Annotated in this window: 22 protein-coding genes and 1 tRNA gene; 8 read left to right on the forward strand and 15 right to left on the reverse strand. The window is 73.1% G+C overall.

Annotated elements, in window-relative coordinates; all coding sequences use genetic code 11:
• Positions 1–38 precede the first annotated feature (38 nt).
• From OG552_RS06580 to OG552_RS06600, 5 genes are all read right to left on the reverse strand, one after another.
• The gene (locus OG552_RS06580) at positions 39–1,076 is read right to left on the reverse strand and encodes an ABC transporter permease (RefSeq protein ID WP_329130249.1); all 1,038 of its coding nucleotides are present in this window, start codon (positions 1,074–1,076) and stop codon (positions 39–41) included.
• The gene (locus OG552_RS06585) at positions 1,073–2,626 is read right to left on the reverse strand and encodes a sugar ABC transporter ATP-binding protein (protein ID WP_329130250.1); all 1,554 of its coding nucleotides are present in this window, start codon (positions 2,624–2,626) and stop codon (positions 1,073–1,075) included. Before OG552_RS06585 ends, OG552_RS06580 begins: the two co-directional genes overlap by 4 nt.
• A gap of 3 nt (positions 2,627–2,629) precedes the next feature.
• Positions 2,630–3,667, reverse strand: a complete 1,038-nt coding sequence (locus OG552_RS06590; protein ID WP_329130251.1) for a sugar ABC transporter substrate-binding protein — start codon at positions 3,665–3,667, stop codon at positions 2,630–2,632.
• 72 nt (positions 3,668–3,739) lie between these two features.
• Positions 3,740–4,534 carry an SDR family NAD(P)-dependent oxidoreductase gene (locus OG552_RS06595; RefSeq protein ID WP_329130252.1) on the reverse strand — a complete coding sequence of 265 codons (795 nt, stop codon included), beginning with the start codon at positions 4,532–4,534 and terminating at the stop codon, positions 3,740–3,742.
• Positions 4,531–5,847, reverse strand: a complete 1,317-nt coding sequence (locus OG552_RS06600) for an L-fuconate dehydratase (protein WP_329130253.1) — start codon at positions 5,845–5,847, stop codon at positions 4,531–4,533. The genes OG552_RS06595 and OG552_RS06600 overlap by 4 nt, the downstream gene beginning before the upstream one ends.
• A 108-nt stretch (positions 5,848–5,955) precedes the next feature.
• On the opposite strand from OG552_RS06600, the gene OG552_RS06605 reads away from it, so the two are divergent.
• Both OG552_RS06605 and OG552_RS06610 read left to right on the forward strand, forming a co-directional pair.
• Positions 5,956–6,996: a hypothetical protein gene (locus OG552_RS06605; protein WP_329130254.1), complete on the forward strand. Its 1,041-nt coding sequence runs from the start codon at positions 5,956–5,958 to the stop codon at positions 6,994–6,996.
• Positions 6,997–7,088: 92 nt separating this feature from the next.
• Positions 7,089–8,237 (forward strand): PAC2 family protein, encoded by a 1,149-nt coding sequence (locus tag OG552_RS06610; protein ID WP_329130255.1) that lies wholly within the window; start codon positions 7,089–7,091, stop codon positions 8,235–8,237.
• A gap of 63 nt (positions 8,238–8,300) precedes the next feature.
• On the opposite strand, the gene mshC is transcribed toward OG552_RS06610, so the two are convergent.
• The 4 genes from mshC to OG552_RS06630 all read right to left on the reverse strand — a co-directional run bounded on the left by mshC (position 8,301) and on the right by OG552_RS06630 (position 11,836).
• A complete protein-coding gene (gene mshC / locus OG552_RS06615) occupies positions 8,301–9,530 on the reverse strand; it encodes a cysteine--1-D-myo-inosityl 2-amino-2-deoxy-alpha-D-glucopyranoside ligase (RefSeq protein WP_329130256.1) in 1,230 nt (409 codons plus the stop codon).
• Positions 9,531–9,624: 94 nt separating this feature from the next.
• Positions 9,625–10,485, reverse strand: coding sequence for an SCO1664 family protein (locus OG552_RS06620; RefSeq protein WP_329130257.1), 861 nt, complete (start codon positions 10,483–10,485; stop codon positions 9,625–9,627).
• Positions 10,449–11,039: a DUF3090 domain-containing protein gene (locus OG552_RS06625; RefSeq protein ID WP_329130258.1), complete on the reverse strand. Its 591-nt coding sequence runs from the start codon at positions 11,037–11,039 to the stop codon at positions 10,449–10,451. Before OG552_RS06625 ends, OG552_RS06620 begins: the two co-directional genes overlap by 37 nt.
• 77 nt (positions 11,040–11,116) lie before the next feature.
• The gene (locus OG552_RS06630; RefSeq protein ID WP_329130259.1) at positions 11,117–11,836 is read right to left on the reverse strand and encodes a histidine phosphatase family protein; all 720 of its coding nucleotides are present in this window, start codon (positions 11,834–11,836) and stop codon (positions 11,117–11,119) included.
• Between the two features lie 215 nt (positions 11,837–12,051).
• On the opposite strand from OG552_RS06630, the gene OG552_RS06635 reads away from it, so the two are divergent.
• Entirely contained in the window at positions 12,052–12,666 is a 615-nt protein-coding gene (locus tag OG552_RS06635) for a hypothetical protein (protein ID WP_329140592.1), read from the forward strand.
• 120 nt (positions 12,667–12,786) lie between these two features.
• Here OG552_RS06635 and OG552_RS06640 read toward each other — a convergent pair whose 3' ends face one another.
• Positions 12,787–13,836: an LLM class F420-dependent oxidoreductase gene (locus OG552_RS06640; RefSeq protein WP_329130260.1), complete on the reverse strand. Its 1,050-nt coding sequence runs from the start codon at positions 13,834–13,836 to the stop codon at positions 12,787–12,789.
• Positions 13,837–14,029: 193 nt separating this feature from the next.
• Between OG552_RS06640 and OG552_RS06645 the strand changes: the two genes are divergently transcribed.
• Complete coding sequence (locus tag OG552_RS06645; RefSeq protein ID WP_329130261.1) at positions 14,030–15,010, forward strand: aldo/keto reductase; 981 nt, start codon at positions 14,030–14,032, stop codon at positions 15,008–15,010.
• 520 nt (positions 15,011–15,530) lie between these two features.
• Positions 15,531–17,951 (forward strand): helix-hairpin-helix domain-containing protein, encoded by a 2,421-nt coding sequence (locus OG552_RS06650; RefSeq protein ID WP_443070879.1) that lies wholly within the window; start codon positions 15,531–15,533, stop codon positions 17,949–17,951.
• Positions 17,952–18,083: 132 nt separating this feature from the next.
• Here the strand turns inward: OG552_RS06650 and OG552_RS06655 are convergent, their stop codons facing one another.
• The gene (locus OG552_RS06655; RefSeq protein ID WP_329130262.1) at positions 18,084–18,689 is read right to left on the reverse strand and encodes a hypothetical protein; all 606 of its coding nucleotides are present in this window, start codon (positions 18,687–18,689) and stop codon (positions 18,084–18,086) included.
• A 47-nt stretch (positions 18,690–18,736) separates the two neighbouring features.
• Between OG552_RS06655 and OG552_RS06660 the strand changes: the two genes are divergently transcribed.
• On the forward strand, positions 18,737–18,925 hold the full coding sequence (locus OG552_RS06660; protein ID WP_329130263.1) for a DUF5703 family protein: 189 nt from the start codon (positions 18,737–18,739) through the stop codon (positions 18,923–18,925).
• Positions 18,926–19,055: 130 nt separating this feature from the next.
• On the opposite strand, the gene OG552_RS06665 is transcribed toward OG552_RS06660, so the two are convergent.
• From OG552_RS06665 to OG552_RS06675, 3 genes are all read right to left on the reverse strand, one after another.
• The gene (locus OG552_RS06665) at positions 19,056–19,733 is read right to left on the reverse strand and encodes a chaplin family protein (protein WP_329140596.1); all 678 of its coding nucleotides are present in this window, start codon (positions 19,731–19,733) and stop codon (positions 19,056–19,058) included.
• Positions 19,734–19,901: 168 nt separating this feature from the next.
• Positions 19,902–20,135 (reverse strand): chaplin, encoded by a 234-nt coding sequence (locus OG552_RS06670; protein WP_329130264.1) that lies wholly within the window; start codon positions 20,133–20,135, stop codon positions 19,902–19,904.
• Positions 20,136–20,285: 150 nt separating this feature from the next.
• Positions 20,286–21,611 (reverse strand): M20/M25/M40 family metallo-hydrolase, encoded by a 1,326-nt coding sequence (locus OG552_RS06675; protein WP_329130265.1) that lies wholly within the window; start codon positions 21,609–21,611, stop codon positions 20,286–20,288.
• Positions 21,612–21,824: 213 nt separating this feature from the next.
• Here OG552_RS06675 and OG552_RS06680 point away from each other — a divergent pair.
• Positions 21,825–21,909, forward strand: a tRNA-Leu gene (locus OG552_RS06680).
• Between the two features lie 143 nt (positions 21,910–22,052).
• On the opposite strand, the gene OG552_RS06685 is transcribed toward OG552_RS06680, so the two are convergent.
• The gene (locus tag OG552_RS06685; RefSeq protein WP_329130266.1) at positions 22,053–22,529 is read right to left on the reverse strand and encodes an NUDIX domain-containing protein; all 477 of its coding nucleotides are present in this window, start codon (positions 22,527–22,529) and stop codon (positions 22,053–22,055) included.
• Positions 22,530–22,634: 105 nt separating this feature from the next.
• On the opposite strand from OG552_RS06685, the gene OG552_RS06690 reads away from it, so the two are divergent.
• Positions 22,635–23,135 carry a hypothetical protein gene (locus tag OG552_RS06690; protein ID WP_329130267.1) on the forward strand — a complete coding sequence of 167 codons (501 nt, stop codon included), beginning with the start codon at positions 22,635–22,637 and terminating at the stop codon, positions 23,133–23,135.
• Positions 23,136–23,139: the final 4 nt, after the last annotated feature.

The following is a 23,139-nucleotide window of genomic DNA, read 5'->3' on the forward strand; positions in this document are numbered from 1 at the left end:
TCTGCTCTCGGTGTGCTGCCGGGTGCCGCGGTGCCGGGTCAGTCCTGTTTCTCGCCGCTGGCGAAGCGGGAGATGATCAGGGCGACGATGATGATGGCACCGTAGAGGAACTTGTCCCACAGCGGCGGCACTCCGCCCAGCGTCGTGACGTTCACCACGAGCTGGAGCGCGACCACACCGGTCAGGGCGCCGAACAGGGTGCCCCGGCCGCCGTTGAGGCTGACCCCGCCGATCACGGTCGCGGCGAAGACCTGGAAGATCCAGCCGTTGCCCTGGGTCGAGGAGATCGCGCCGTAGTGGCCGACGTAGAGCACACCGGCGAAGGCGGCCAGTACCGAGGCGATGCCGAGCACCGCCCAGGTGATCAGGTCCACCCGGATGCCGGCCGCGCGGGCCGCCTCCTTGTTGCCGCCGATCGCGTAGAGCGCCCGCCCGTGCCGCAGGTAGCCAAGCGCCAGGCCGCCGATCACGAAGAGCACCAGGCAGATCCAGACCGCCGCCGGGGCACCGATCCAGGACGCGCCGCCGAGGTAGGAGAAGGACTTGGGCACCTCGACGATGGACTTGCCCTGGGATATGCCGTCCTGAAGGCCGCGGAGCATGGTGAGCATGCCGAGGGTGGCGATGAACCCGTTGACTCTGAGTTTCAGGATCAGGAATCCGTTGAAGCCGCCGATCAGCAGGCCGGCGAGCAGGCAGACCGGGATCGACGACCAGCCGGGCAGCAGTCCGATGCCGTGGTAGGTCGCAGAACCGCTGCTCGGCATCACCAGCCACATGGCGATCACCGGGGCCACACCGATGGTGGACTCCAGCGACAGGTCCATCCGGCCGGAGATCAGGATCATCGCCTCGCCGAGCACCAGCAGGCTCAGTTCGCTGCACTGCTGGAGTACGCCGATGAGGTTGTTCGACGTCAGGAAGGTGGGCGACACGATGAAGCCGATGACGCCCAGCAGCAGGATCACCGGGAGCAGCGACAGGTCACGGTAGCGGGTGAGTTGGAGCCGCGGCCCGGCCCGCAGCGTCTTGTCGGGTACCGCCGGCTCGGCGGTCAGCTGGCTGGTGTCGCTCATTCCTCGGCTCCCTCTTCGCCGCCCGAAGGCAGCCCTTCCATCGCCGAGACCAGGTCCCGGTCGCTCCATCCGCTGCCGAACTCGGCGATCACCCGCCCGTGGAAGAGCGCGATCACCCGGTCGCAGACCCGCAGGTCGTCCAGTTCGTCGGAGACGATGACGGCCGCGTTTCCGCGGTCGGCCACCCCTCTGACCACGCCGAGCAGCGCGTCCTTGGACTTCACGTCCACACCGGCGGTGGGCCGGATGGCCACCAGCACCCGCGGTTCGCGGGCCAGCGCGCGGGCGATGACGACCTTCTGCTGGTTGCCGCCGGACAGGTCGGAGACCGGCTGCGCGGGCCCCGAGGTCTTGATGTCCAGCGAACTGATCATGCGTTGTGCGAACGCCCGGGTCCTGGACGGCAGTACGGTGCCGTACGGGCCGAGCTGGTCGGTCACGGTGAGGGTGGCGTTCTCCGCGACGCTGCGGCCGAGCACCAGTCCCTGCCGGTGCCGGTCCTCCGGGACATATCCGATGCCGGCGCCGAGCGCGTGCGGGACGCTGCCCGGCTTCACCGTCCGGCCCTCGACCACGGTCCGGCCGCCGGTGGCCTTGCGCAGGCCGACCAGGGTCTCGCCGAGCGCGGTGTTGCCGCTGGCGGTGGCCCCGGCCAGGCCCAGCACCTCGCCGCCGCGGACGGCGAAGTCGATGGTCTCGAAGGCGCCGTCCAGGGCCAGTGCTTCGGCGCGCAGGACGGCGTCGGTCTCCTGGCGTACCGCCGTCTTGGCGTGCCAGGCCGCCTCGCCCTGCGTCGCCTCGCCGGTCATCGCCTCCACGAGTTCCGCCTTGCCCAGCTCCGCGACCGGCGCGGTGAGGACATGGCGGGCGTCGCGGTAGACCGTGACGGTGCTGCACAGGTCGTAGACCTCCTGCAGGTGGTGCGAGATGAAGAGGAACGCCACTCCCTGGGCCTGGAGTTCACGCAGCTTGCTGAAGAGCCGGTCGATGCCGGCCGCGTCGAGCTGCGCGGTGGGCTCGTCGAGGATGATGAACCGGGCGCCGAAGGACAGGGCGCGCGCGATCTCCACGAACTGCCCCTGCTCGACGGTGAGATCGCCGGCCCTCGCAGTGGGTTCGACCTCGACCCCGTACTCGGCGAGCAGGTCGCCCGCCCGCTTGCGCAGCGCGGACCAGCGGATCCGGCCGCGCGTACCCCGGCCGGAAGTCCGGTCGGCGGAGAACCTGTTGAGGAAGAGGTTCTCCGCCACCGTCAGGTCGGGGACCACCATCGACTTCTGGTAGACGCACGCCACCTTGGACTGCCAGGCCGCGGTGTCGCCGGCCGCCGGCGCGGGCTCCCCCTGGAAGGAGACCCGCCCGGCGTCCGGCGTCTGCAGCCCGGTCAGTACCGACACCAGGGTGGACTTCCCCGCGCCGTTGCGGCCGACGAGCGCGTGCGAGTCGCCGGCCGCGACGGTGATGCCCACCCGGTCCAGGGCCACGGTGGCCCCGAACCGTTTGACGATGCCCTCCGCCTGGACCGCGGGGGGCGGTACGGCCTCGCTCATGGGTCAGCTCTTCCCGAGCTGGTTGGCCCACAGGCTGGGGTCGTCCACATTGGCCTTGGTCACCAGCGGGGCGGGCAACTGGTCCTCCAGACCGTTGGGGATCGCGATGATGTTGGAGCCGTGGTCGGTGGGGCCGGGCTTGAAGGTCTTCCCGGCCATCGCCTCCTTGGCGTAGTACAGCGCGTACTTGGCGTAGGTGTCGGCCGGCTGGGAGACGGTCGCGTCGATCTGACCGTTCTTGATCGCCTTGAACTCCTCGGGGATGCCATCGTTGGAGATGATCGTGATGTGGCCCGCGGTGCCGGCCGGCTTCAGCAGGCCCTTCTGCTGGAGCAGGGCGAGGGTCGGCTGCAGGAAGACACCGCCGGCCTGCATGTAGATGCCGCCGAGGTCGGGGTCGGCGGCGAGCGTGGTCTGCAGCTTCGCCGAGGCGGTGGCGCCGTCCCAGTTGGTGACGAGCGGGATCACCTTGATGCCGGGGAACTTGCTCTTCATGCAGGCGGCGAAGGCCTCGGAGCGGTCCCGGCCGTTGATGGAGGACAGGTCGCCCTCGAACTCGGCGATCTTGCCCTTGCCCTTGAGCTGCGCGCCGAGGAACTCGCACGCCTTCTGGCCGTACGCCTTGTTGTCGGCGCGGACCACCATGTACACCTGCCCCTTGTCCGGGCGGGTGTCGACGCTGATCACCGGGATCTTCTTCTTCGCCATCTGGTCGAGGGTGGAGGCGATGGCGCCGGTGTCCTGGGGGGCCATCACGATCGCCTTGGCGCCCTCGTTGGCGAAGCTCTGCACATTGGCGACGAGCTTGCCGATGTCGTTCTGCGAGTTGGTGCGGGGCAGCGCGGAGACGGCGCCCGCGCTGACGTCCTTTTCTATGTAGCTGTTGTAGGAGTTCCAGAAGTCACTGTCCGAGCGGGGCAGGTCGATGCCGACCTTGCCGGAGTCTCCGGCCTTGCTGTCGCTTCCTCTGTTGCAGCCCGCGAGCGCGGTGACCGCGAGCAGAGCGGCACATGCGGCCACGGTCGTCGTGCGCAGTCTCATCGTCGAGTCCTGCCCTTCCAGGTGGTGAGTATCGGCTCGAATCCGGGGGGTGGTGCTGTGCCGCGTGGCGGGTCAGCCGGCGGCGGGGCGCAGGCGCAGTCCCTGCATGCCGCCGTCGACGGCGAGCGCGGTTCCGGTCACGCTCGCCGCGGCGGGACTGGCGAGGTAGGCGATGGCGGCTGCCACCTCGTCCGCGGTCACCAGCCGGCCCAGGGGCTGGCGGGCGTTGAGGGCCGCTCGCTCGGCGGCCGGGTCCTCGGCCTGGTCGAGGAGGCGGCCGATCCAGGGGGTGTCGGCGGTGCCGGGGTTGACGCAGTTGACGCGGACACCCTCGCGTACGTGGTCGGCGGCCATCGCCAGGGTGAGCGCGAGCACCGCGCCTTTGCTGGCGCTGTAGAGCGCGCGCTGCGGCAGCCCTGCGGTGGCGGCGATGGAGCAGGTGTGGGTGATGGAGGCGCTGCCGGGCCGTTCGGCTGCGGCCTTGCGCAGGTGTGGCAGGGCGGCGCGGGCGGCCCTGACCATGCCGAGCACGTTGATGTCCAGCACGCGCTGCCACTCGTCGTCGGCGTTGTCCTCGACGGTGCCGATCGCGCCGATGCCGGCGTTGCTCACCAGGATGTGCAGCCCGCCGAGCCGGCCCACCGCCTCCTCGACAGCGGAGCGTACGGCCTCGTCGGAGGTGACGTCGGCGCGGACCGGGACGGTGCCCTCGGGGGCGCCGGACGGGTCGCGGTCGAGTACCGCGACGCGGGCGCCGCGGGCGGTGAGCAGCGCCGCGGTGGCCGCGCCGATCCCGGAGGCGCCGCCGGTGACCAGGGCGGCGAGGCCGGCGAAGTCGTGGGGGTGCTGAACAGCGGTGGTCGTCATCGGGTGAGCTCCTGTCGGGCCGTCCAGACCGGCCCGTCGGGGTAGCGGTAGTCGGTCAGTGTCCTGGGGGTCATCCGGGCGGAGAAGCCCGGGGCCGCGGGTGTCTGGTAGCGGCCGTTCGCCATGACCACCGGGTCGGTGAAGTGCTCGTGCAGATGGGGAACGTACTCGATCACCCGGTTCTCCCAACTGCCGGACACCGCCACGTAGTCGAACATCGACAGGTGCTGGACCAGCTCGCACAGGCCGACTCCGCCGGCGTGCGGGCAGACCGGCACGCCGAACTTGGCGGCGAGCAGCAGGATGGCGATGTTCTCGTTGACGCCGGCCACCCGGGCCGCGTCGATCTGGACGAAGTCCACCGCGCCGGCCTGCAGCAGCTGCTTGAACACCACGCGGTTGGCGACGTGTTCGCCGGTGGCGACCGGGACGGGCTGCCCGGCCCGCACGGCGGCGTGCGCGAGCACGTCGTCGGGGCTGGTGGGCTCCTCGATCCAGTAGGGGTCGAAGGGCGCCAGGGCGCTCATCCAGTCGATCGCCGCCGCGACGTCCCAGCGCTGGTTGGCGTCCACCGCGATCCGGATGTCGGGGCCGACCGCCTCACGGGCCAGCCGCATCCGGCGCAGGTCGTCGTCGAGGTCGCCGCCGACCTTCAGCTTGATCTGGCCGAAGCCGGCCGCGACGGCCTCCTTGGCGAGCCGGGTCAGCTTCTCGTCGCTGTAGCCGAGCCAGCCGGGCTCGGTGGTGTAGGCGGGGTAGCCGTCGCGGCGCAGCAGGGCGGCGCGTTCGGCCCGGCCGGGCTCGGCGCGGCGCAGGATCTCCAGCGCCTCGTCGGGGGTGAGGGCGTCGCTGAGGTAGCGGAAGTCGACCATGGCGACGATCTGCTCCGGGGTCATGCCGGAGAGCAGCTCCCAGACCGGGAGGCCGGCCTGACGGGCGGCCAGGTCCCAGGCAGCGTTGATCACCGCACCGGCCGCCATGTGCATCACGCCCTTCTCGGGGCCGAGCCAGCGCAGTTGCGAGTCATGGGTGAGCAGCCGGTAGAAGTCACCAAGATCGCCGGTGACACTGTCCACCGAGCGGCCGACCACATAAGGTCGCAGGGTGCCGATCGCGGCCGCGACGACGTCGTTGCCGCGGCCGATGGTGAAGCAGAAGCCGTAGCCCGCCAGGCCGCCGGGCGCGTCGGTACGGAGTACGACGTAGGCGGCGGAGTAGTCGGGGTCGGGGTTCATGGCGTCCGAGCCGTCGAGCTGTTCCGAGGTCGGAAAGCGGATGTCGTAGACGTCGACCTCGGTAATGGTCGGACTCATGCACACTCCCGTCGCAAGACATCGGATCTTTTTTCGATGATCCGATGTATAGCGGCGGAGGTAGTCATACGTCCAGGGGGGTACCAAACTTTGTGGATAACAGATCGGATGTCTCAGTGGGCTGCCGGCTGGGACGCCGAGCGGGCCCTGCGCCTGCTGCGACGTGCGGCGATTGCCGTGACGGTAGCGGCGGTACTGGCGGTGGCGGGGACCGCCGCGGGGCTGCGGGCCGAGTACGCGGGGAACCCGGCCGCCGCCGGGCGCAGCCGGGGCCATGACGCCGTCTGGCTCGGCCACGCGTGGGTGGACGGCCGCCACAGCGCGGCCGATCTGGAGCTGCTGCGCACCCGCGTCGAGGGCACCGGCATCCACGACCTCTATGTGCACACCGGCCCGCTGGCCCACGACGGCACGCTGGACCCGGCGCTCTACCCCACCGCGGCGGCCTTCATCGCCGACGTCCACCGGGTGCTGCCCGGCGTGCGGGTCCAGGCGTGGCTCGGCGACGTGGTGCGCCACCCCGGCACGCCCGGTCTGCCGCTGGACGACCCGGCGGTACGCGCCCGGGTACGCGCCTCCAGCGCCCAGATCCTCGACGCCGGCTTCCAGGGCGTCCACCTCGACCTGGAACCGGTCTCCTCGGGCGACAGCGGCTTCCTGCGGCTGCTGGACACGGTGCACGTGCTCACCGCGAGCCGGGGGGTGCCGCTGTCCGTCGCCGCCCCGCAGATCGACCCGCTGCCGTCGCTGCACACGGTGGCGTATCTTCCGTTCAGCCACCCCAAGTGGTGGTCGCAGGGCTACTTCGGCCAGGTCGCCCGCCGGGTCGACCAGATCGCGGTGATGGCCTACGACACCGCAATGCCGGCCCGCTCCCTCTTCGGCGGTTACGTGGCCCAGCAGACCGCGCTCGCGCTGGAGGTCACCCCGGCCGCGACCGATCTGCAGATCGGCCTGCCGGGCTACCACACCGACAACCTGGGACACCACGCCTACGCCGAGACCGTCCCCGCCGCGGTCCGCGGTGCCAAGGTGTCCCTGGCCCGCCACGCCAGGGACCGCCGCACTTTCGGCCTCGCGCTCTACGTGGACTTCGGCGCCACCAGCGCCGACTGGGCGGCCTACCGGAACGCTTGGGGCACGCCGTGACCCGCGGTACGCCGTAGGCTGGTGCCGCACGTCAAGGAACAGCAGCCGGTACGGGGACGGCACCGCCCCCTCCGGCCGGAAGGAGGCGCTGGGTGATCGAGCTCGAGGGAGTTCCCGAGCTGATCGACCCGGTCATGGTGGCCGCGTTCGAGGGCTGGAACGACGCCGGGGACGCCGCGTCCACGGCGGTCGGCCATATGGACCGGGAGTTCAAGGGCGAGGTCTTCGCCGCGCTCGACGCCGAGGACTACTACGACTTCCAGGTCAACCGGCCCACCGTCTGGATGGACGGCGGTGTGCGCAAGATCACCTGGCCGACCACCCGGCTCTCCGTGGTCCGCATCTCCGCGCCCAAGCCCCGCGACCTGGTCCTCGTCCGCGGCATCGAACCGAGCATGCGCTGGCGGTCGTTCTGCAACGAGATCCTCGGCTTCGCGCACGAACTGGGCGTCGAGATGGTGGTGGTGCTCGGTGCCCTGCTCGGCGACACCCCGCACACCCGGCCGGTCCCGGTCAGCGGGGTCACCTCCGACCCGGACCTGGCCGCCGCGCTGAACCTGGAGGAGTCCAGCTACGAGGGGCCCACCGGCATCGTCGGCATCCTCCAGGAGGCGTGCACGCACGCCGGCATCCCGGCGGTCAGCCTGTGGGCGGCGGTGCCGCACTACGTGTCGCAGCCGCCGAACCCCAAGGCGACCCTGGCGCTGCTGAACCGGCTGGAGGACCTGCTCGACCTGCGCATCCCGCAGGGCGAGCTGCCGGAGGACGCCCGCGCCTGGCAGGTCGGCGTGGACCAGCTGGCGGCCGAGGACAGCGAGGTCGCCGAGTACGTACAGACGCTGGAAGAGGCACGGGACACCGTGGAGCTGCCGGAGGCGTCCGGCGAGGCCATCGCCAAGGAATTCGAGCGGTATCTGCGCCGCAGGGACCCGCAGGCGGGCGGCGGGTACGCCACCAGCGAAGGGGGCGACGGCGTACCGCAGTTCAAGGACCGTGCCCAGCAGCAGCCGCGGGACGGCGCGGGCGAGGACGTGCCCGAGGACGTGCCCGACGACGGCCGTGATCTGCCCGACTCCGGCTCCGGCCCGGGCCCCGGACCCCGCGGACCGCGGCCCGGCCCGGGCCCGGACGCCGGAGCGGCGTCCGGCTCCTCGTCGGAGTCGCCGTCGGATTCCCCGTCCGGATCCGCGCCTGAATCAGGCGACGAGCCCGGCCCCGAGGACGACGGCACCGACGCGTAACGGCCCGCCGCGGGCGCCCTGTCGGCATGTGGCCGAGGACCAGGGCGCCCGCGGCGGTTCAGCTCACAGCGCCACGCCGAGCAGCGCGTCCACCGCCCGCGAGACCAGGCCGGGCGCGCCGGTGTCCGTACCGCCGTCCGCCTCCTGAGCGGCGGCCCAGCGGTCCACCGCGGCCAGCGCGCGCGGCGCGTCCAGGTCGTCGGCGAGCGCTTCGCGGATCTCCTCCACCAGCGCCTCGGCGGCCGGTCCGTCCGGCCGGGACACCGCCGCCCGCCAGCGGCCCAGCCGCTCGACCGCTTCGTCCAGTACGGCGTCGGTCCACTCCCAGTCGGAGCGGTAGTGGTGGCCGAGCAGCGCCAGCCGGATCGCGGCGGGATCGACGCCGGAGCGCCGCAAGGCGGAGACGAAGACCAGGTTGCCCTTGGACTTCGACATCTTCTCGCCGTGCAGCGCCACCATCCCGGCGTGCACATACGCCTTCGCGTACGGGTACTCGCCGGTGAGCACCTGGGCGTGCGAGGCGCCCATCTCGTGGTGCGGGAAGGCCAGATCGGAGCCGCCGCCCTGGACGTCGAAGCCCATGCCGAGGTGTTCGAGCGCGATGGCCACACACTCGATGTGCCAGCCGGGCCGGCCCCGGCCCAGCGAAGCGCCGTCCCAACTGGGCTCGCCCTCACGGGCGGCCAGCCAGAGCATCGGGTCCAGCGGGTTCTTCTTGCCGGGCCGCTCCGGGTCGCCGCCGCGTTCGGCCGCCAGCAGCCGCATGGTGGCGGCGTCCAGCCGGGAGACCTTGCCGAAGTCCGGGTCGGACTCCACCGAGAAGTAGACGTCGCCGTCGAGTTCGTAGGCGGCGCCGGCCTCCCGGAGCCGTTCGATCAGCGGCACGATGGCCGGTATGGCCTCGACCGCGCCGATGTAGTGGGCCGGCGGCAGCAGCCGCAGCGCGGTCATGTCCTCGCGGAACAGCGCGGTCTCGCGCTCGGCGAGCGCCGTCCAGTCCTCACCGGTCGCCGCCGCCCGCTCCAGCAGGGGGTCGTCGACGTCCGTCACGTTCTGCACGTACTGGACCTGGCGCTTCGTGTCGAGCCACACCCGCTGCACAAGGTCGAACGCGGTGTACGTGGCCGCGTGCCCCATGTGGGTGGCGTCGTACGGGGTGATGCCGCAGACGTAGAGACGGGCGACCGGACCGGGATCGATGGTCAGCGGGCCACCGGTCGCGGTGTCGTGGAGACGGAGGACGCGTCCTACGCCGGGGAGGGCGGGGACGTCGGAAGCGGGCCAGGCATGCATGTCATGAGATTAACCGGGCAGCAGGCCGTCAAAACGACCGGGATCAGCACGAACGCCGGTTCCGTGCCCCCGGCGAGGGCCGGGGGGCCGCAGGTCAGACCGGCGGCCACGGGATCGAGGGCCACTCGCCGCCCGGCTCCGGGTGGGTGCCGGTCTCCAGCAGTCGGTGCACCCTTGCCCGCAGCGCGGTGGTCTCCGCCGTGGTCAGCAGGGTCGCCAGCCGCTCGCCCAGCGCGCCGTCCAGTGCGCCGGCGAGGCCGTCGAGAACCGGCCGCGCCTCGGCGGGCAGCGGCTCGCCCGCCCATCCCCACAGCAGGGTGCGCAGCTTGTCGTCCGTGTGGAAGGTCACTCCGTGGTCGATGCCGTAGATCCGGCCGTCAGGGGCGGGCAGCAGATGGCCGCCCTTGCGGTCGGCGTTGTTGATCACCGCGTCCAGAACCGCGATCCGGCGCAGGCGCAGGTCGTCGGCGTGCACCAGCAGCGCGGTCCTGCCCTCCTCCACCTCGGCCTCGACGACCGCCTTCCAGCCGGGGGCGGGCTCCAGTTCCTCGGTGAGCGCGAGCAGCGGCGGCGGCCCGTCGTCGCCCTCGCCCGGTTCCGGCAGCTCTATCCAGCGCTGCACCATGCCCTCGCCGTACGGGCCTTCCCTGAGCACGGTCGGCGGGATCAGCCCCCAGCCGGTGGCCTCGGAGACGAGATAGGCGGCCACCTCGCGCTGGGCCAGGGTGCCGTCGGGGAAGTCCCACAGCGGCCGCTCACCGGCGACGGGCTTGTAGACGCACGGGACGGTATGCCCCTGGTGGACGCTCTCGCAGTACAGCACCGCGTTGGAGGCGTCCCTGACGCGGCCTTTGACGGTCAGCTCACCGTGGATCAGCGCCTCGGTGTCCTGCGCGCGCACGGCCGGCGCCGCGGGGCTCAGGCCGACCTCCGGTACCCGTTCTGACGCGGGCATACGTGTCCTTCCGGGTCCAGGGGCAGGCTGCACAGCGGGCAGGGCGGGCGGCCGGCGGAGACCACGTCGAGCGCGCGCTTGGCGAAGGAGCGGGCCTGGGCACCGGTCAGCAGCACCCGCAGCAGCGGGGGGCCGTTCTCGTCGTCCTGGAGCAGCTCTTCCTCGGCCGCCTCCAGGTCCTCCTCGTCGTCACCGGAGATCTCGACGAGGGCCTGCGCCTCGATGACCATCCGCTCGTGGGCGCCGTCCCAGGCGAGCGCCATGGTGCCGACCCGGAACTCCTCCTCGACCGGCACTTCCAGTGGCCCGGAGTCGGAGAGCTCGGCGGGGGCGACGGCGGGTACCGGGGCGCTGCCGCCGGTCCTGCGCACCACCTCGTCGAGGAGTTCGTCGATCCGTTCGGCGAGCGCGGCGACCTGGGTCTTCTCCAGGGCGACGCTGGTGGTACGGCCGGCGCCGGTGGCCTGCAGGAAGAACGTCCGCTGGCCGGGTTGGCCGACGGTCCCGGCCACAAAACGGTCGGGATGTTCGTAGAAGAAGACCTGACGCGGCACGCCTTGCTCCGTTTGCTCGTCCTAGTGCGCTTCTCAGCGGGTACGCTGCCGGTCCCCCACCCTACTGCGGAAGCTGATCACGGGGTGCCGGTGGAGCCGCCGACGACCGCGTCCCCGGCGGACCCGGCCTCCGTACCGTTCTCGCTCTCCGCGCGGGGCGGCGGGACCAGGGCGGTGAGGTCGCCGGTCTCGTTCAGCCGGAGCAGGAACGGGCGGTGCGGGGTGTAGCGGATCACGGTGACCGAGCAGGGGTCGGTGCCGATCCGCTGGAAGAGGTCCAGGTGCATGCCGAGGGCGTCGGCGGCCAGCGACTTGATGATGTCGCCGTGCGAGCAGACCAGATACATCGCGTCCGGGCCGTGCTCGGCCTCGATCCGCTCGTTCCAGTCCCGTACCGCGTCCACCGCGCGGGCCTGCATGGCGCGCAGCGACTCGCCCTCCGCGCCGGGGAAGACCGCGTTCGACGGGTGCCGCTGCACGGTGGCCCACAGCGGCTCCTCGGCGAGTTCTGCGAGCTTGCGGCCGGTCCAGTCGCCGTAGTGGCACTCGCCGACCCGGTCCTCGGTGTGGAGCGGGAGTTCCGGCCGGGTGTCGAGGAGCGGCTGTACGGTCTCCCGGCAGCGCTGCAGCGGGCTGCTGACCACGGCGGCCAGCGGCAGGGCGGCGAGCCGGGCGGCGAGCGCGGCGGCCTGGTCCCGGCCGGTGTCGTCCAGGGCGACGCCCGGGCTCCACCCGGCCAGTACTCCATCGGCGTTGGCGGTCGAACGGCCGTGCCGGACAAGGATCACGGTGGGCATGCCCGCCACCGTAACCCTTCGGGGGCAGGGCCGTTGTGCTGGGTGCCGGCCGTGGCGGGGAAGATCCCCCCGAGCCCCCACCACGGCCGCGGAATTTTTTTCCGCACTCCGTAGCATTCTGCGTCCTTCCGCATACTCCTCGCTGCCTTACCCGCTGGGTAAGGTGCAGCAGAGGTCGGTCAGGACCCGGAATCGGAGGCGCGAAGCGGGTGGAGATGTTCAGCAAGGCGACGAGGAGTCGTCCGCACGCCACAGCCGGAGCAGGTCCGGCGGGGGCGGACTGGTCTCCTTACAGCCGGCTGGAGGACGCGGCGGGGGTCTACTTCCTGCACGCGGATGTCGCGCTGGACGCCATCGAGGGGGTGCTGGGGCGCCGCCGGGTGCGGGGCTTCACCCTGGAGCGGGTGGTGGACCTGACCGAGGCCGGCGCCTCGGTGTGGCAGGAGGCTGCGGTCTGCGACGGACAGCGCCTGATCCTGTGGCACAGCGAGGAACTGGCCGACGAGAAGGCGCCGGGCGGCAGGGTGCTCGACTCGTCGGTGCAGGTGCTGCCGCTGGACTCGATCGGCCACGTCGGCATGCGCACGCTGGTGGGCCGCGACGAACTCGGCCGGCGGATCGACCGCGGTGTCTATCTGGTGCTGGCCACCGCGATGCCGCACGAACTCACCGCGGTGGCCGCCGACCCGGACTCGCCGCTGCCGGTCGCCTCCGCGAAGGTCCGCCCGGAGGCATTCCGCTTCAGCAAGTCCCTGGACGACGGCGGAGCCGGGCAGATAGCCCGGCTCATCGCCTTCGGCCGGCTGCTGGGCAGCCTGGTTCCTACCTGAGAGGCAAAATTGCCCCGGCGCGAGGGGTGTCCCGACCGGCGGCGTGACGACTCCGGCGCGCCCTGGTCCCCGGCCGTGTCCCGGCGGCGTCCCCGGCCCCCTGGGCCGTCCCGCGCGTGCCTACGCGAGTCCGGCGCGCTCCAGTGCCTCGGCGCCCGCCCGGAGCCCCGCGAGGCGCTCGTCGAGGGTGAAGCCGGCCGGGTTGAGGTTGAGGGTGTCGACACCGGCCTCCGCGTACTCGGTCATCCGGTCGGCGATCCGCTCGACGGTGCCCAGCAGGCTGGTGGAGTCGATCAGTTCCTGCGGTACGGCCGCCGCGGCGCCGTCCTTGTCACCGGCCAGGTACTTGTCCTGGATCTCGGCGGCCTGCTTCTCGTATCCCATGCGCCCGGCGAGCTGGTTGTAGAAGTTCTGCTTGCGGCTGCCCATGCCGCCGACGTACAGCGCGGTGTACGGGCGGAAGACGTCCGCGAGCGCGGCCACGTCGTCGCCGAGCGCCAGCGGCACGGTGGGGCTGACGTCGAAGCCCGCCATGGTGAGTCCGGCCTTCTCCCGGCCGGCCCGGATGTGCCGCAGCGCGGTCTCCTCCAACTGGGCGGCGGACGGGAAGAGCAGCAGCGCGCCGTCGGCGATCTCGCCGGTCTGCTCCAGGTTCTTCGGGCCGATCGCGGCGATGTAGAGCGGGATGTGCTCGCGCTGCGGGTGCACGGTCAGCTTGATGGGCTTGCCGGGGCCGCCGGGCAGCGGCAGCGTCCAGTGCTCGCCCTCGTAGCTGAGGCGTTCGCGGCTCATCGCCCTGCGGACGATCTCGACGTACTCGCGGGTGCGGGAGAGCGGCTTGTCGAACCTGACGCCGTACCAGCCCTCGGAGACCTGCGGCCCGGAGACGCCGAGGCCCAGACGGAACCGGCCGCCGGACAGGGAGTCCAAGGTGGCGGCAGTCATCGCGGTCATCGCCGGGGTACGGGCCGGGATCTGGAAGATCGCCGAGCCGACGTCGATCCGCTCGGTGTGCGCGGCGACCCAGGCGAGCACGGTGGGCGCGTCGGAACCATACGCCTCGGCGGCCCAGCAGACCGCGTAGCCGAGCCGGTCCGCCTCCTGCGCCACGGCGAGGTTGTCGGCGTCCATGCCGGCGCCCCAGTAGCCGAGGTTGATCCCGAGCCGCATACCGCTCCCCTTTGCTGGTCCGTCCCGGCCGGTCCGTCCGGGCCGGCCCCGTCGGGCGGTGGGCGGGCGAGCCGGTGTACTGACGAGTAACGTCGCTGTCCCTCCGGACTGTAGCGCCCTCCCGCGGCTCGGGCGCCTGTCGGGTACGTCACTGCTGCCCATTCGGCGGGTCCGGGCGCTAGCCTCAGCGTCCATGGAGCAAAGGCACCTCGGCCGCACCGGGTTGCGTGTGTCCCGGCTGGGGCTCGGCACGCTCACCTGGGGGCGCAGCACCGGCGAACGCGACGCCGCCGACCAGCTGAAGGCGTTCTGGGACGCCGGCGGCACGCTGATCGACACCGCGGACGTCTACGCCGACGGCGGTGCCGAGTATCTGCTCGGGCGGCTGCTGGAGGACCTGGTGCCGCGGACCGATCTGGTGATCGCCACGAAGGCGGGCAGCGTACCCGACCCGGACCGGCGCTTCGACACCTCCCGCGGGCACCTGCTCTCCGCGCTGGACGCCTCGCTCCAGCGGCTCGGTACGGACTATGTCGACCTGTGGCAGGTGCACGCCTACGATCCCGGTACCCCGCTCGACGAGACGCTGCAGGCGCTGGAGATCGCGGTCAGCACCGGCCGGGCGCGGTATGTGGGCGTCTCCAACTTCTGCGGGTGGCAGTTGGCGAAGGCGGCGGCGTGGCAGCTCGCGGCGCCCGGCCGCACCCCGCTGGCCAGCACCCAGATGGAGTACTCGCTGCTCCAGCGCGGGGTGGAGCGGGAGGTGCTGCCTGCGGCGCTCGACCTCGGGGTGGGGCTGCTGCCGTCCTCGCCGCTCGGGCGCGGGGTGCTCACCGGCAAGTACCGGCACGGGACGCCACCGGATTCGCGCGGCGGTTCCGACGACATGGCGGCCTTCGTCGCCCCCTACCTGGACGAGACCGCCCGCCTCATCGTGGACGCGCTGGCCATAGCGGCGGACGGGCTTGCCGTCTCGCCGCTCCATGTCGCCCTGGCGTGGGTACGCGACCGGCCCGGCGTGGCCGCCCCGGTCCTCGGCGCGCGCAACGCCGCGCAGCTCACGGCCGCGCTGTCGGTGGAGGCCCTTACGCTGCCGGAAGAGATCTGTCTGGCGCTGGACGATGTCTCGGCGCCTTTGCACCGCTATCCCGACCACGACTGGAGCACGCTCTGAGTCGTGGCCGCGCCGCTCCACGGAGGCCCCCGCAGTGACCGAGACCCCGCACCACCCCTCCACCCCGCCCCCCACCACCCCCGAGGACGGCGGCGGACGAGGGCCTTCAGCGACAGCCACCGACGCCCCGACCCCGGGCGGCGGCGCCGGTGGGTCCGCCCCTTCCGGCGAAGGCTCGGTGCCGGCCCCGAACAACGCCGGCGGGACGGCTCCCACCCGAGACGGCGGGGTGCCGGCCCCCGGTGGCAGCGCGGGTTCCGCTCTCGGGCGGGACGGCGAGGGTGGGGTGCCGGCCCCCGGTGGGGCCGGCGGAGCCACTCGGTCCGGCGAAGGCCCGGTACCAGCCTCAGGACCCAGCGGCAGGTCCGCTCCCGCCCCGGCGGGCGGGGTGCCGGCCTCCGGTGGGGCCGGCGGAGCCGCCCGGAGCGGCGACGGCGGGGTGCCCACCCCCGGTGGCGGCGGGGGGTCCGCTCTCGGGCGGGACGGCCAAGGTGGGGGACGGGCGGGGGCGAAGCCTCGGGTGGATCTGGCCGGGCTGGCTGCCGCCGTGCGGTCGATCGAGCGCGGGGAGAATCCGGCGACCCCGGCGCCGCGCGGTGACGCGGCTGAGGCGCGGCGCAAGCGGCGGGAGGCGATGGCGGCGGAGGCAGCCGCGCTGCAGGCGGCCGAACTGGCGGAGCTGGCAGGGGCCGTGGCCCCCGCAGCCGGCGAGGCCGGGACGCCGGACGCGGGCGAGGGCGGCACTACGGGCGCGCCCGCGGCCACCGCGGACAGCACGGACGAGGACTCCCCGGCCCGGACCGGGGCCGCTCCGAGCCACGCGGACGCGGACACCCCGGCGGGTCCGCCCACCGCGGAGGACATCCCGGCGCCCGGCCGGGGCTCGGACGCTGCGGGCCGCGACAACGCGGAGGCCCCGGGGGCCGGCCGGGGTGCCGACGCGTCATCCGGGCGGGCACCGGTCGCTTCGAGCCGCGCGGACGCGGACAGCCCGGCGGGTGTGCCCGCCGCTGAGGACGTCCCCGCGGCCGGGCGGGCCCGGGTCGGTCTGCCTGGCGCCGAGAATGTCCCGGGGGCCTACCCGGGCCGCGCGGATGCGGGGGACCCGGCGGGTCTGCCCGCTGCTGAGGGCGTACCGGGGTCCCGCCGGGGGGCGGGCGCTGCGGGGCGCGCGGCCCCGGGGGGTGGGCGGGCGGCCGTCGACCCCGGGGCGGTCGAGGAGGCGCGTGCGGCGCTGGTCGGGGGTGGCGCGCCCGCGGAGTTGGCGGCGGACGCCGTGCGCGCGCTCGGCGAGCGGGCCGGGGAGGCACTGCGGGAGGACCCGTGGGGCGTCCTCGGACTGCCCGGGGTGCGGGTGGAGCACGCGGACGCGTTCGCCCGGGCCGTGCTCGGCGCGGCCTGCGGACCCGACGACGTACGGCGGGCCCGCGCGCTGGTCGGGTATCTGATGGAGCGGGCGGCCGAGCAGGGCCACACCGCCCTCACCGCCGACGCGCTGCAGACCGCGCTGTCCCGGCACGCCGTACCCGACCCGGCCGCCGCCCTGGCCGCGGCGGTGGAGGACGGCCGGCTGCTGGCCTTCCGGGCCGGCACCGGACCGGAGCAGACCGCGGCAGCCGACGACGAGGAGGACGGGGACGAACCGGCGGACGTACCGCTGCTCTTTGGCCTCGACCGGTACGCCCTGGCCGAGGAGAGCCTCGCCGACGGCCTGGTCCGGGTGCTGCGTTCCTTCGAAGGCACCGCGCAGGACGCCGCCGAGGCCGCCGAGGTCTGGGAGAAGGCCGCGGCGGGCGCCCCCACCCGGTCCGCCGCCGAGCTGATCCGGGCCGCCGCCGGCAGCGGCCTGGTGGTGCACACGGGCGGCGAGGCGGCCCGCGTGGAGCCCGCCGCGCTCGTCACCGCCGCCCGGGCCGCGGGGCTGCGCGCGTACGCCGCCGCGTACACCGGCGACGGCCGCCGCCGTCTCGCCGAAGTGGTGGGCGAGGACGCCGCGCTGACGGTGGCTGAGCTGCTGGACGGGGACGCCGGCCCGGGCCGCGCGGAGGACGGCAGCCTCGCGCTCGACGTACTCGCCGTGCTGGACGCGCCGCAGCTGTCCGTGGAGGAGGCCACCGACCTGGTGGAGGCGGTGCCGGACGGCGCCCGGCTGGTGCTCAGCGGCGATCCGGGCGCGCTGTGGTCCACGGGGGCCGGCCGGGCCTTCGCCGACCTGCTGGCCGCCAAGATCTGCCCGCGGGTCACCTCCCGCACGCCCGACCCGGGCCCGATCGGCGAGCTGACCTCGTGCGTCGGTATCGGGGAGCTCACCGCCGTGGAGGCCCCGGACCGCGAGGTCGTGGTGGTGCCGGTCCGCGATCCGCAGGAGGCCCTGCACCGTACGGTCCAGCTGGTCGCCGACTCCGTACCGCGGGCGATCGGCGTACCCGCGGCCGAGACCCAGGTGATCGCCCTGGCCCACGGCGGGGCGGTCGGCACCCGGGCGCTGAACGCGGCCCTCAAGGAGCGGCTCAACCCCGGCCCCGGCCGCTTCGGCGGCTTCGACCCGGGCGACCGCGTGGTGCACGTCCCGGTGCCCGGTCATACGGCTCCGGGCACGGTGGCCGGCGCGGAGGGGGACGGACTGCGGCTGGAGTGCGAGCACGGCCCGGTGGTGGTGCCGCGGGAGGACGTGGCGGCGAAGGTGCGGCACGGCTGGGCGGTCACCGGGCACCAGGCGGCCGGTATGCGCTGGCCGGCGGTGGTGGTGGTCGTGCCGGGTGACGCGGGGCCGCTGCTGACCCGTTCCTGGGTCTATACGGCCTTCACCCGCGGCGAACGGCACCTGTCGGTGGTGCAGGGCGCGGACCAGGGGCTGGCCGAGGCGGTCGCGGGGCCGCCGGCGAAGGAGCGGACGACCCGGCTGACGGGCGTGCTGCGGGAGCTGGCGGCGGACGTGTGAGCCGGGGCTCCGGGCCGGACCGGGGTGAGCCGGCGTGAGCCGGTGCGGGCCGGAGCGCCGTGCGGGCCAGGGGGCGGGGCGCTGCTCGCCGCACCCCGCCCGTCCCCCGCCCGTCGCCGCCCGGCAGGGGCCTCAGTCCGGGTCGAGCGTGCTCAGCTCGTCGTCGAAGACCGTGCTGACGTCGAACCGGCAGACCACCAGCTGCGGATCGGCCAGCTCGAAGGGAGCGTCGAGCCACTCCCCCGGCTCGGCCGGCTCCACCGCCGACACCCAGAGCGTGGAGTCGCCCTCCTCCAGGCCGAACTCCTTGTGGCGCTGGGCGATCTCGTCGGGTTCGTACTCGCCGAAGACCACCCCGATCGCGGCGTTGACCGTGCCGGTCTCCGCATCGTCGCCCTCGGCGGCCCTGCGGGCCTGGGCGAAGAGCCGGTCGGGCTCGACGATGGTGTAGTCGCGGCGGATCAGCACGCTGACCGCCTCGGGCTCCTCGGGCCCCGCGTACTCCGGCAGCGCGTCGGCGGTCGGCACTTCGAAGGGCGTCACCTCGTCGTAGTTCTCGTACAGCAACTCGTCATACCCCTCGGCGGCCGAGGCGAGCGCCTCGAACGCCGCGTAGACGGCGGGATCGTCCCCGCCGGCACGGTTCTCGATCGCCTCCAGGTGGCGGTCGAGCGCGGCCTTGAACGCCTCGACCGCGGCGCGGACCTCGGCCACGGTGGGCTGCACGTCATCAGACATGGAGCAGACGCTATCCGCACCGGGGCGTTGCCCGCACAATAGATGCGATGCCGGAATACGAATTCAGAGAGATGTACGTGGCGCGCGGGGTCTCGCGCAAGGACGCGACACGTCTGCTGACCGACGAGGCGGAGTACGGGCACTGGGAACTGGACCGGGTGCGGCTCTACCCCGACGGCAGCCGGCGGGTGCGCCTGCGGCGGCGGATCATCCGCCAGATCCGCGCGACGTGGTGAGGGCACGCGTGCCCGGGGGACAGTCACCCGGGAGCCGGCGCGGAGTGTACGGGTGGCCGGGCGGCCGTCCTGCTGCCGCCCGGTCCCTGTGGTGCGGGCCCCTGAGCCCGCGGGTTCCTGCGGTGCGCGGTCAGCGCCGGGCGGCGCGACCGCGGCGGTAGAGCAGCGCGCCGCCGAGCAGCAGGGCGCCGGCGGCCGGAGCCGTCACGCCGAGGCCCTCGGCGCCGGTGTGGGCCAGCGTGGGAGTGCCGGCGCCGGTGCCCGTCCCGGGGTACGAGATCGGGGTGACCGGGTTGCCGGGCTGGCCCGGAGCGCCGGGGTTGTCCGGCGTACCCGGGTTACCGGGCGTACCGGGGTTCCCCGGAGTGCCGGGGTTGCCGGGCGTGCCCGGGTTCCCCGGGGTGCCCGGAGTGCCGGGGTTGCCGGGCGTGCCCGGGTTCCCCGGGGTGCCCGGAGTGCCCGGGTTCCCGGGAGTGCCGGGGTTCCCAGGGTTGCCCGGGGTGCCGGGCTCGTCCGGGCAGTCGTCGCCCGGGGTGCCGGGGGTGCCCGGGTGCTCGGTCACGGACACGTTCGCGCAGTCGTTGCCGACCACCGGGTTGAGCAGCCCCACCACGTCGACCGTGTTGCCGCAGACGTTCACCGGAACGTGTACAGGAAGCTGGAGCACGTTGCCGGACAGCAGGCCCGGCGAACCCGCCGCCGTCGCCCCGGCGCCCGCGTCCGCGTACGCCATCGAGCCGCCGGTCGCGGCCAGCACCCCACTGGTGGCGACCACCGTGAGCAGCCGTCTCTTCGTAACCTCGCGCATGATCTCGGTCCTGCCTGTCTTACGCGCCATCTGTGCCCTCCGAAGGGGTTCTCGTCGTGCTCGTTGCTCTGTCGTGCTCGTTGTTCTCGTCGTGCTCGTTGTTCTCGTCCGCCGGAAAAGACGATCGGCCCCGGAGCGCGAGGAAGCGCCCGGGGCCGATCCGCAGGACTACTGGTTGACGCAGGCGTTCCCGAAAACGGGGTTGAGCAGCCCCACCACGTCGACCGTGTTGCCGCACAGGTTCACCGGAACGTGTACAGGAAGCTGCACGACGTTGCCGGACAGCACGCCCGGGGACTGCACCGCCGCACCCTCCGCGCCGGAGTCGGCGACGGCCAGCCCGGCACCCGCGAGCACCAGCCCACCGGTGACGGCCGCAGCAGCGACAACCTTCTTGATCATTGACTTCCTTCCTCGTGGGACATGTGCGGTCCCAGCCGCGGACCACACACGTCGTAACGAGGCCGGACGAAATAGAGCTACGAAAGCACCGGCCCATTCACTCGTACCGGGGATGAACCCTGGCACTACGGGCACTGGCGGCCGAACCGGTCAGGAGTTTTCGATGAAGCGGTCCAGCACCCGTACGCCGAAACGCAGTCCGTCCACCGGCACCCGCTCGTCCACGCCGTGGAACATCCCGGCGAAGTCCAGCTCGGGCGGCAGCTGGAGCGGCGCGAAGCCGAAGCAGCGGATGCCCAGGTCGTCGAAGGACTTGGCGTCGGTACCGCCGGAGAGCATGTACGGCACCGCGCGCGCGATCGGGTCCTCCGCCTTCAGCGCCGCCTGCATCGCGTCGACCAGCGAACCGTCGAAGTCGGTCTCCACCGCCTTGTCGGAGTGCAGCGACTCCCGCTTGACCCGCGGGCCGAGGATACGGTCCAGGTCGGCCAGGAACTCCTCCTCGTAGCCGGGCAGGAAGCGCCCGTCGACGTGCGCGGTGGCCTGGCCGGGGATCACGTTCACCTTGTAGCCGGCGCCGAGCATGGTGGGCGCCGCGGTGTTGCGCAGCGTGGTGCCGATCATCTTGGCGATGCCGCCGAGCCTGGCGAGGGTCGTCTCCATGTCCTCCGGGTCCAGCTCGACCCCGAACGCGTCGGAGAGCTCGTCGAGGAAGCCGCGCACCGACTTGGTGACCCGTACCGGGAACTCGTGCCGGCCCAGCCGCCCGACCGCCTCGCAGAGCTCGGTGATCGCGTTGTCCTTGTTGGTCATCGAGCCGTGGCCCGCGGTCCCGTCGACCGTGAGCCGCATCCAGTGCATGCCCTTCTCGGCGGTCTCGATCAGGTAGAGCCGCAGGTTCTCGTTGACGGTGAAGGAGAAGCCGCCGACCTCGCCGATCGCCTCGGTGACGCCCTCGAACAGGTCGGGGTGCTTGTCCACCAGGAAGCGGGCCCCGAAGGTGCCGCCCGCCTCCTCGTCGGCGAGGAAGGCCAGCACGATGTCGCGCGGCGGCTTGCGGCCGGTACGCAGCCGGTCGCGGACCACCGCCAGCGTCATGGCGTCCATGTCCTTCATGTCGACCGCGCCGCGGCCCCAGACGCACCCGTCGGCGACCTCGCCGCCGAAGGGGTGCCGGGTCCAGTCGTCGGCGTTGGCCGGGACCACGTCGGTGTGCCCGTGGATGAGCAGCGCGGGCCGCGACCGGTCCTCGCCCTCGATCCGGGCCACCGTGGAGGCCCGGCCCTTGTGCGACTCGAAGATCCGCGGTTCGAGGCCGACCTCGGCCAGTTTCTCCGCCACGTACTCCGCCGCGGCCCGCTCCCCCGGGCCCGAGTGGTCGCCGTAGTTGCTGGTGTCGATCCGGATCAGCTCACTGCACAGCGCGACGACCTCGTCCTCGCCCGTACCCGCCGCGCCCGGTGCCGATGCGCCCACGCGCTCGCTCCTCACTCGTCGCCCTGCCGCGCCGCCGACCCTCCCGGCGACCGCGAACTCTCTTTCGACCCCCATCCTCCCCCGCGCGCCCCGCCTCCCCCAAGGCTCCCCACCGGTGCCCTCCGGCAGCCGCCCGCGCGTGGTCGAGCGCCCCCCGATCTTTGCTATGGTTTACCTCGTCGCCACGCCCTCGGGGCCGGCGCGACACACCCGGTCCGGGTGGCGGAATGGCAGACGCGCTAGCTTGAGGTGCTAGTGCCCTTTATCGGGCGTGGGGGTTCAAGTCCCCCCTCGGACACAGACAGTGATTCCCAGCGGTGCCGGTCGGATTCCGACCGGCACCGTTCGCGTTTCCCGGCCCGCTTCCGGGCGTCCGGCTGGCCCCCACGTGGCACCCGCTCAATGCCCGCGGCCCGGCGTGGGCCGGGCCGGCCGCCCGGGTCAGGGGGCCTGGAGGGCGGTGAGGCGGTCGAGGAAGATCCGCTGGGCCGGGAGGATCTTCTCGTGGGCGGCAGGGATGCCGAGCCAGGCAGCCCGGTCGATCTCCGGGAACTCCTGGACCGTGCCGGAGCCCCGCGGCCATTCCATCGAGAAGGTGCCGGGGACCACCAGGCCGGGGTCGAGTTCGCCGCGGACCGCCCAGACCGTCACGATCTTGCCGCTGGGCTGCGCGGCCTCGCCGAGCGGGATCAACTCGCCGTCGGGGACCGGCAGTCCCAGTTCCTCCTGGAACTCGCGGCGGGCCGCGGCCTCCGCGGTCTCGTCCGCCTCGTACTCGCCCTTGATCACGCTCCACGCGCCCGCGTCACGGTGCGCCCAGAACGGTCCGCCCATGTGCCCGAGGAGCACTTCGATCCGTCCGTCCGGGCCGTCCGTCCCGCGGAAGGGCAGGATTCCGGCACTGCGTTTTTTCACCACTCCCGAAGTCTGCCCGGCCAGGGCGGCGGAGACTCCCGCGACGCGGCGGCCCGGCCGGCACCGCCCCCTCCGGGGCCGGTCGCACAGCCGCTACGCTCCCGCCCCATGGGGAGAAGAACAGGCATCACGCTGGCCGCGGCCATCGTGGTGGTCGGGGGCGGCGTGGCCGGGATCATCGCGCTCACCAACGGAGGGAACAGCGGGGACGGCGGAGGCGGCGGTGGTACGGGCGCCGCCCGGCTGCAGGCGGACATCGCGTCGCAGTTGCCGTCGGGGTGGAGCGACACGGTCGACACCAGCGGCGGCACGGTGAATGTTCGCCTGGTGCACCAGGGGGACATGGCGGACACCATCCGGTCCCTGCGGGCCAACAAGATCATCAACCCGGACGATCCGGAGATGATGAAGCTGCTGCCACGGAACACGACGGGCGCGGAGTACGTGTTCCACTACTCCGACAGCAAGGACGAGGGCACTCTGCTCAGGGTCGCGGCGGGCAGGGGCCACCACAGCCCGCACCCCGAACTGCAGTTCATGAGCCGCGAGTTCATCAGCGCACAGCTCAAGGGGACGTACACACCGCCGGCGCCCGTCGTCATCCCCTGACCGG

Source organism: Streptomyces sp. NBC_01476 (assembly GCF_036227265.1).
Lineage (GTDB): Bacteria > Actinomycetota > Actinomycetes > Streptomycetales > Streptomycetaceae > Actinacidiphila.

Coding starts and splice junctions, on each gene's coding strand:
- OG552_RS06580 (WP_329130249.1), bottom strand. CDS start 1,076: ATGAGCGACACCAGCCAGCTGACCGCCGAGCCGGCGGTACCCGACAAG.
- OG552_RS06585 (WP_329130250.1), bottom strand. CDS start 2,626: ATGAGCGAGGCCGTACCGCCCCCCGCGGTCCAGGCGGAGGGCATCGTC.
- OG552_RS06590 (WP_329130251.1), bottom strand. CDS start 3,667: ATGAGACTGCGCACGACGACCGTGGCCGCATGTGCCGCTCTGCTCGCG.
- OG552_RS06595 (WP_329130252.1), bottom strand. CDS start 4,534: ATGACGACCACCGCTGTTCAGCACCCCCACGACTTCGCCGGCCTCGCC.
- OG552_RS06600 (WP_329130253.1), bottom strand. CDS start 5,847: ATGAGTCCGACCATTACCGAGGTCGACGTCTACGACATCCGCTTTCCG.
- OG552_RS06605 (WP_329130254.1), top strand. CDS start 5,956: ATGTCTCAGTGGGCTGCCGGCTGGGACGCCGAGCGGGCCCTGCGCCTG.
- mshC (WP_329130256.1), bottom strand. CDS start 9,530: ATGCATGCCTGGCCCGCTTCCGACGTCCCCGCCCTCCCCGGCGTAGGA.
- OG552_RS06620 (WP_329130257.1), bottom strand. CDS start 10,485: ATGCCCGCGTCAGAACGGGTACCGGAGGTCGGCCTGAGCCCCGCGGCG.
- OG552_RS06630 (WP_329130259.1), bottom strand. CDS start 11,836: ATGCCCACCGTGATCCTTGTCCGGCACGGCCGTTCGACCGCCAACGCC.
- OG552_RS06635 (WP_329140592.1), top strand. CDS start 12,052: ATGTTCAGCAAGGCGACGAGGAGTCGTCCGCACGCCACAGCCGGAGCA.
- OG552_RS06640 (WP_329130260.1), bottom strand. CDS start 13,836: ATGCGGCTCGGGATCAACCTCGGCTACTGGGGCGCCGGCATGGACGCC.
- OG552_RS06645 (WP_329130261.1), top strand. CDS start 14,030: ATGGAGCAAAGGCACCTCGGCCGCACCGGGTTGCGTGTGTCCCGGCTG.
- OG552_RS06655 (WP_329130262.1), bottom strand. CDS start 18,689: ATGTCTGATGACGTGCAGCCCACCGTGGCCGAGGTCCGCGCCGCGGTC.
- OG552_RS06660 (WP_329130263.1), top strand. CDS start 18,737: ATGCCGGAATACGAATTCAGAGAGATGTACGTGGCGCGCGGGGTCTCG.
- OG552_RS06665 (WP_329140596.1), bottom strand. CDS start 19,733: ATGCGCGAGGTTACGAAGAGACGGCTGCTCACGGTGGTCGCCACCAGT.
- OG552_RS06670 (WP_329130264.1), bottom strand. CDS start 20,135: ATGATCAAGAAGGTTGTCGCTGCTGCGGCCGTCACCGGTGGGCTGGTG.
- OG552_RS06690 (WP_329130267.1), top strand. CDS start 22,635: ATGGGGAGAAGAACAGGCATCACGCTGGCCGCGGCCATCGTGGTGGTC.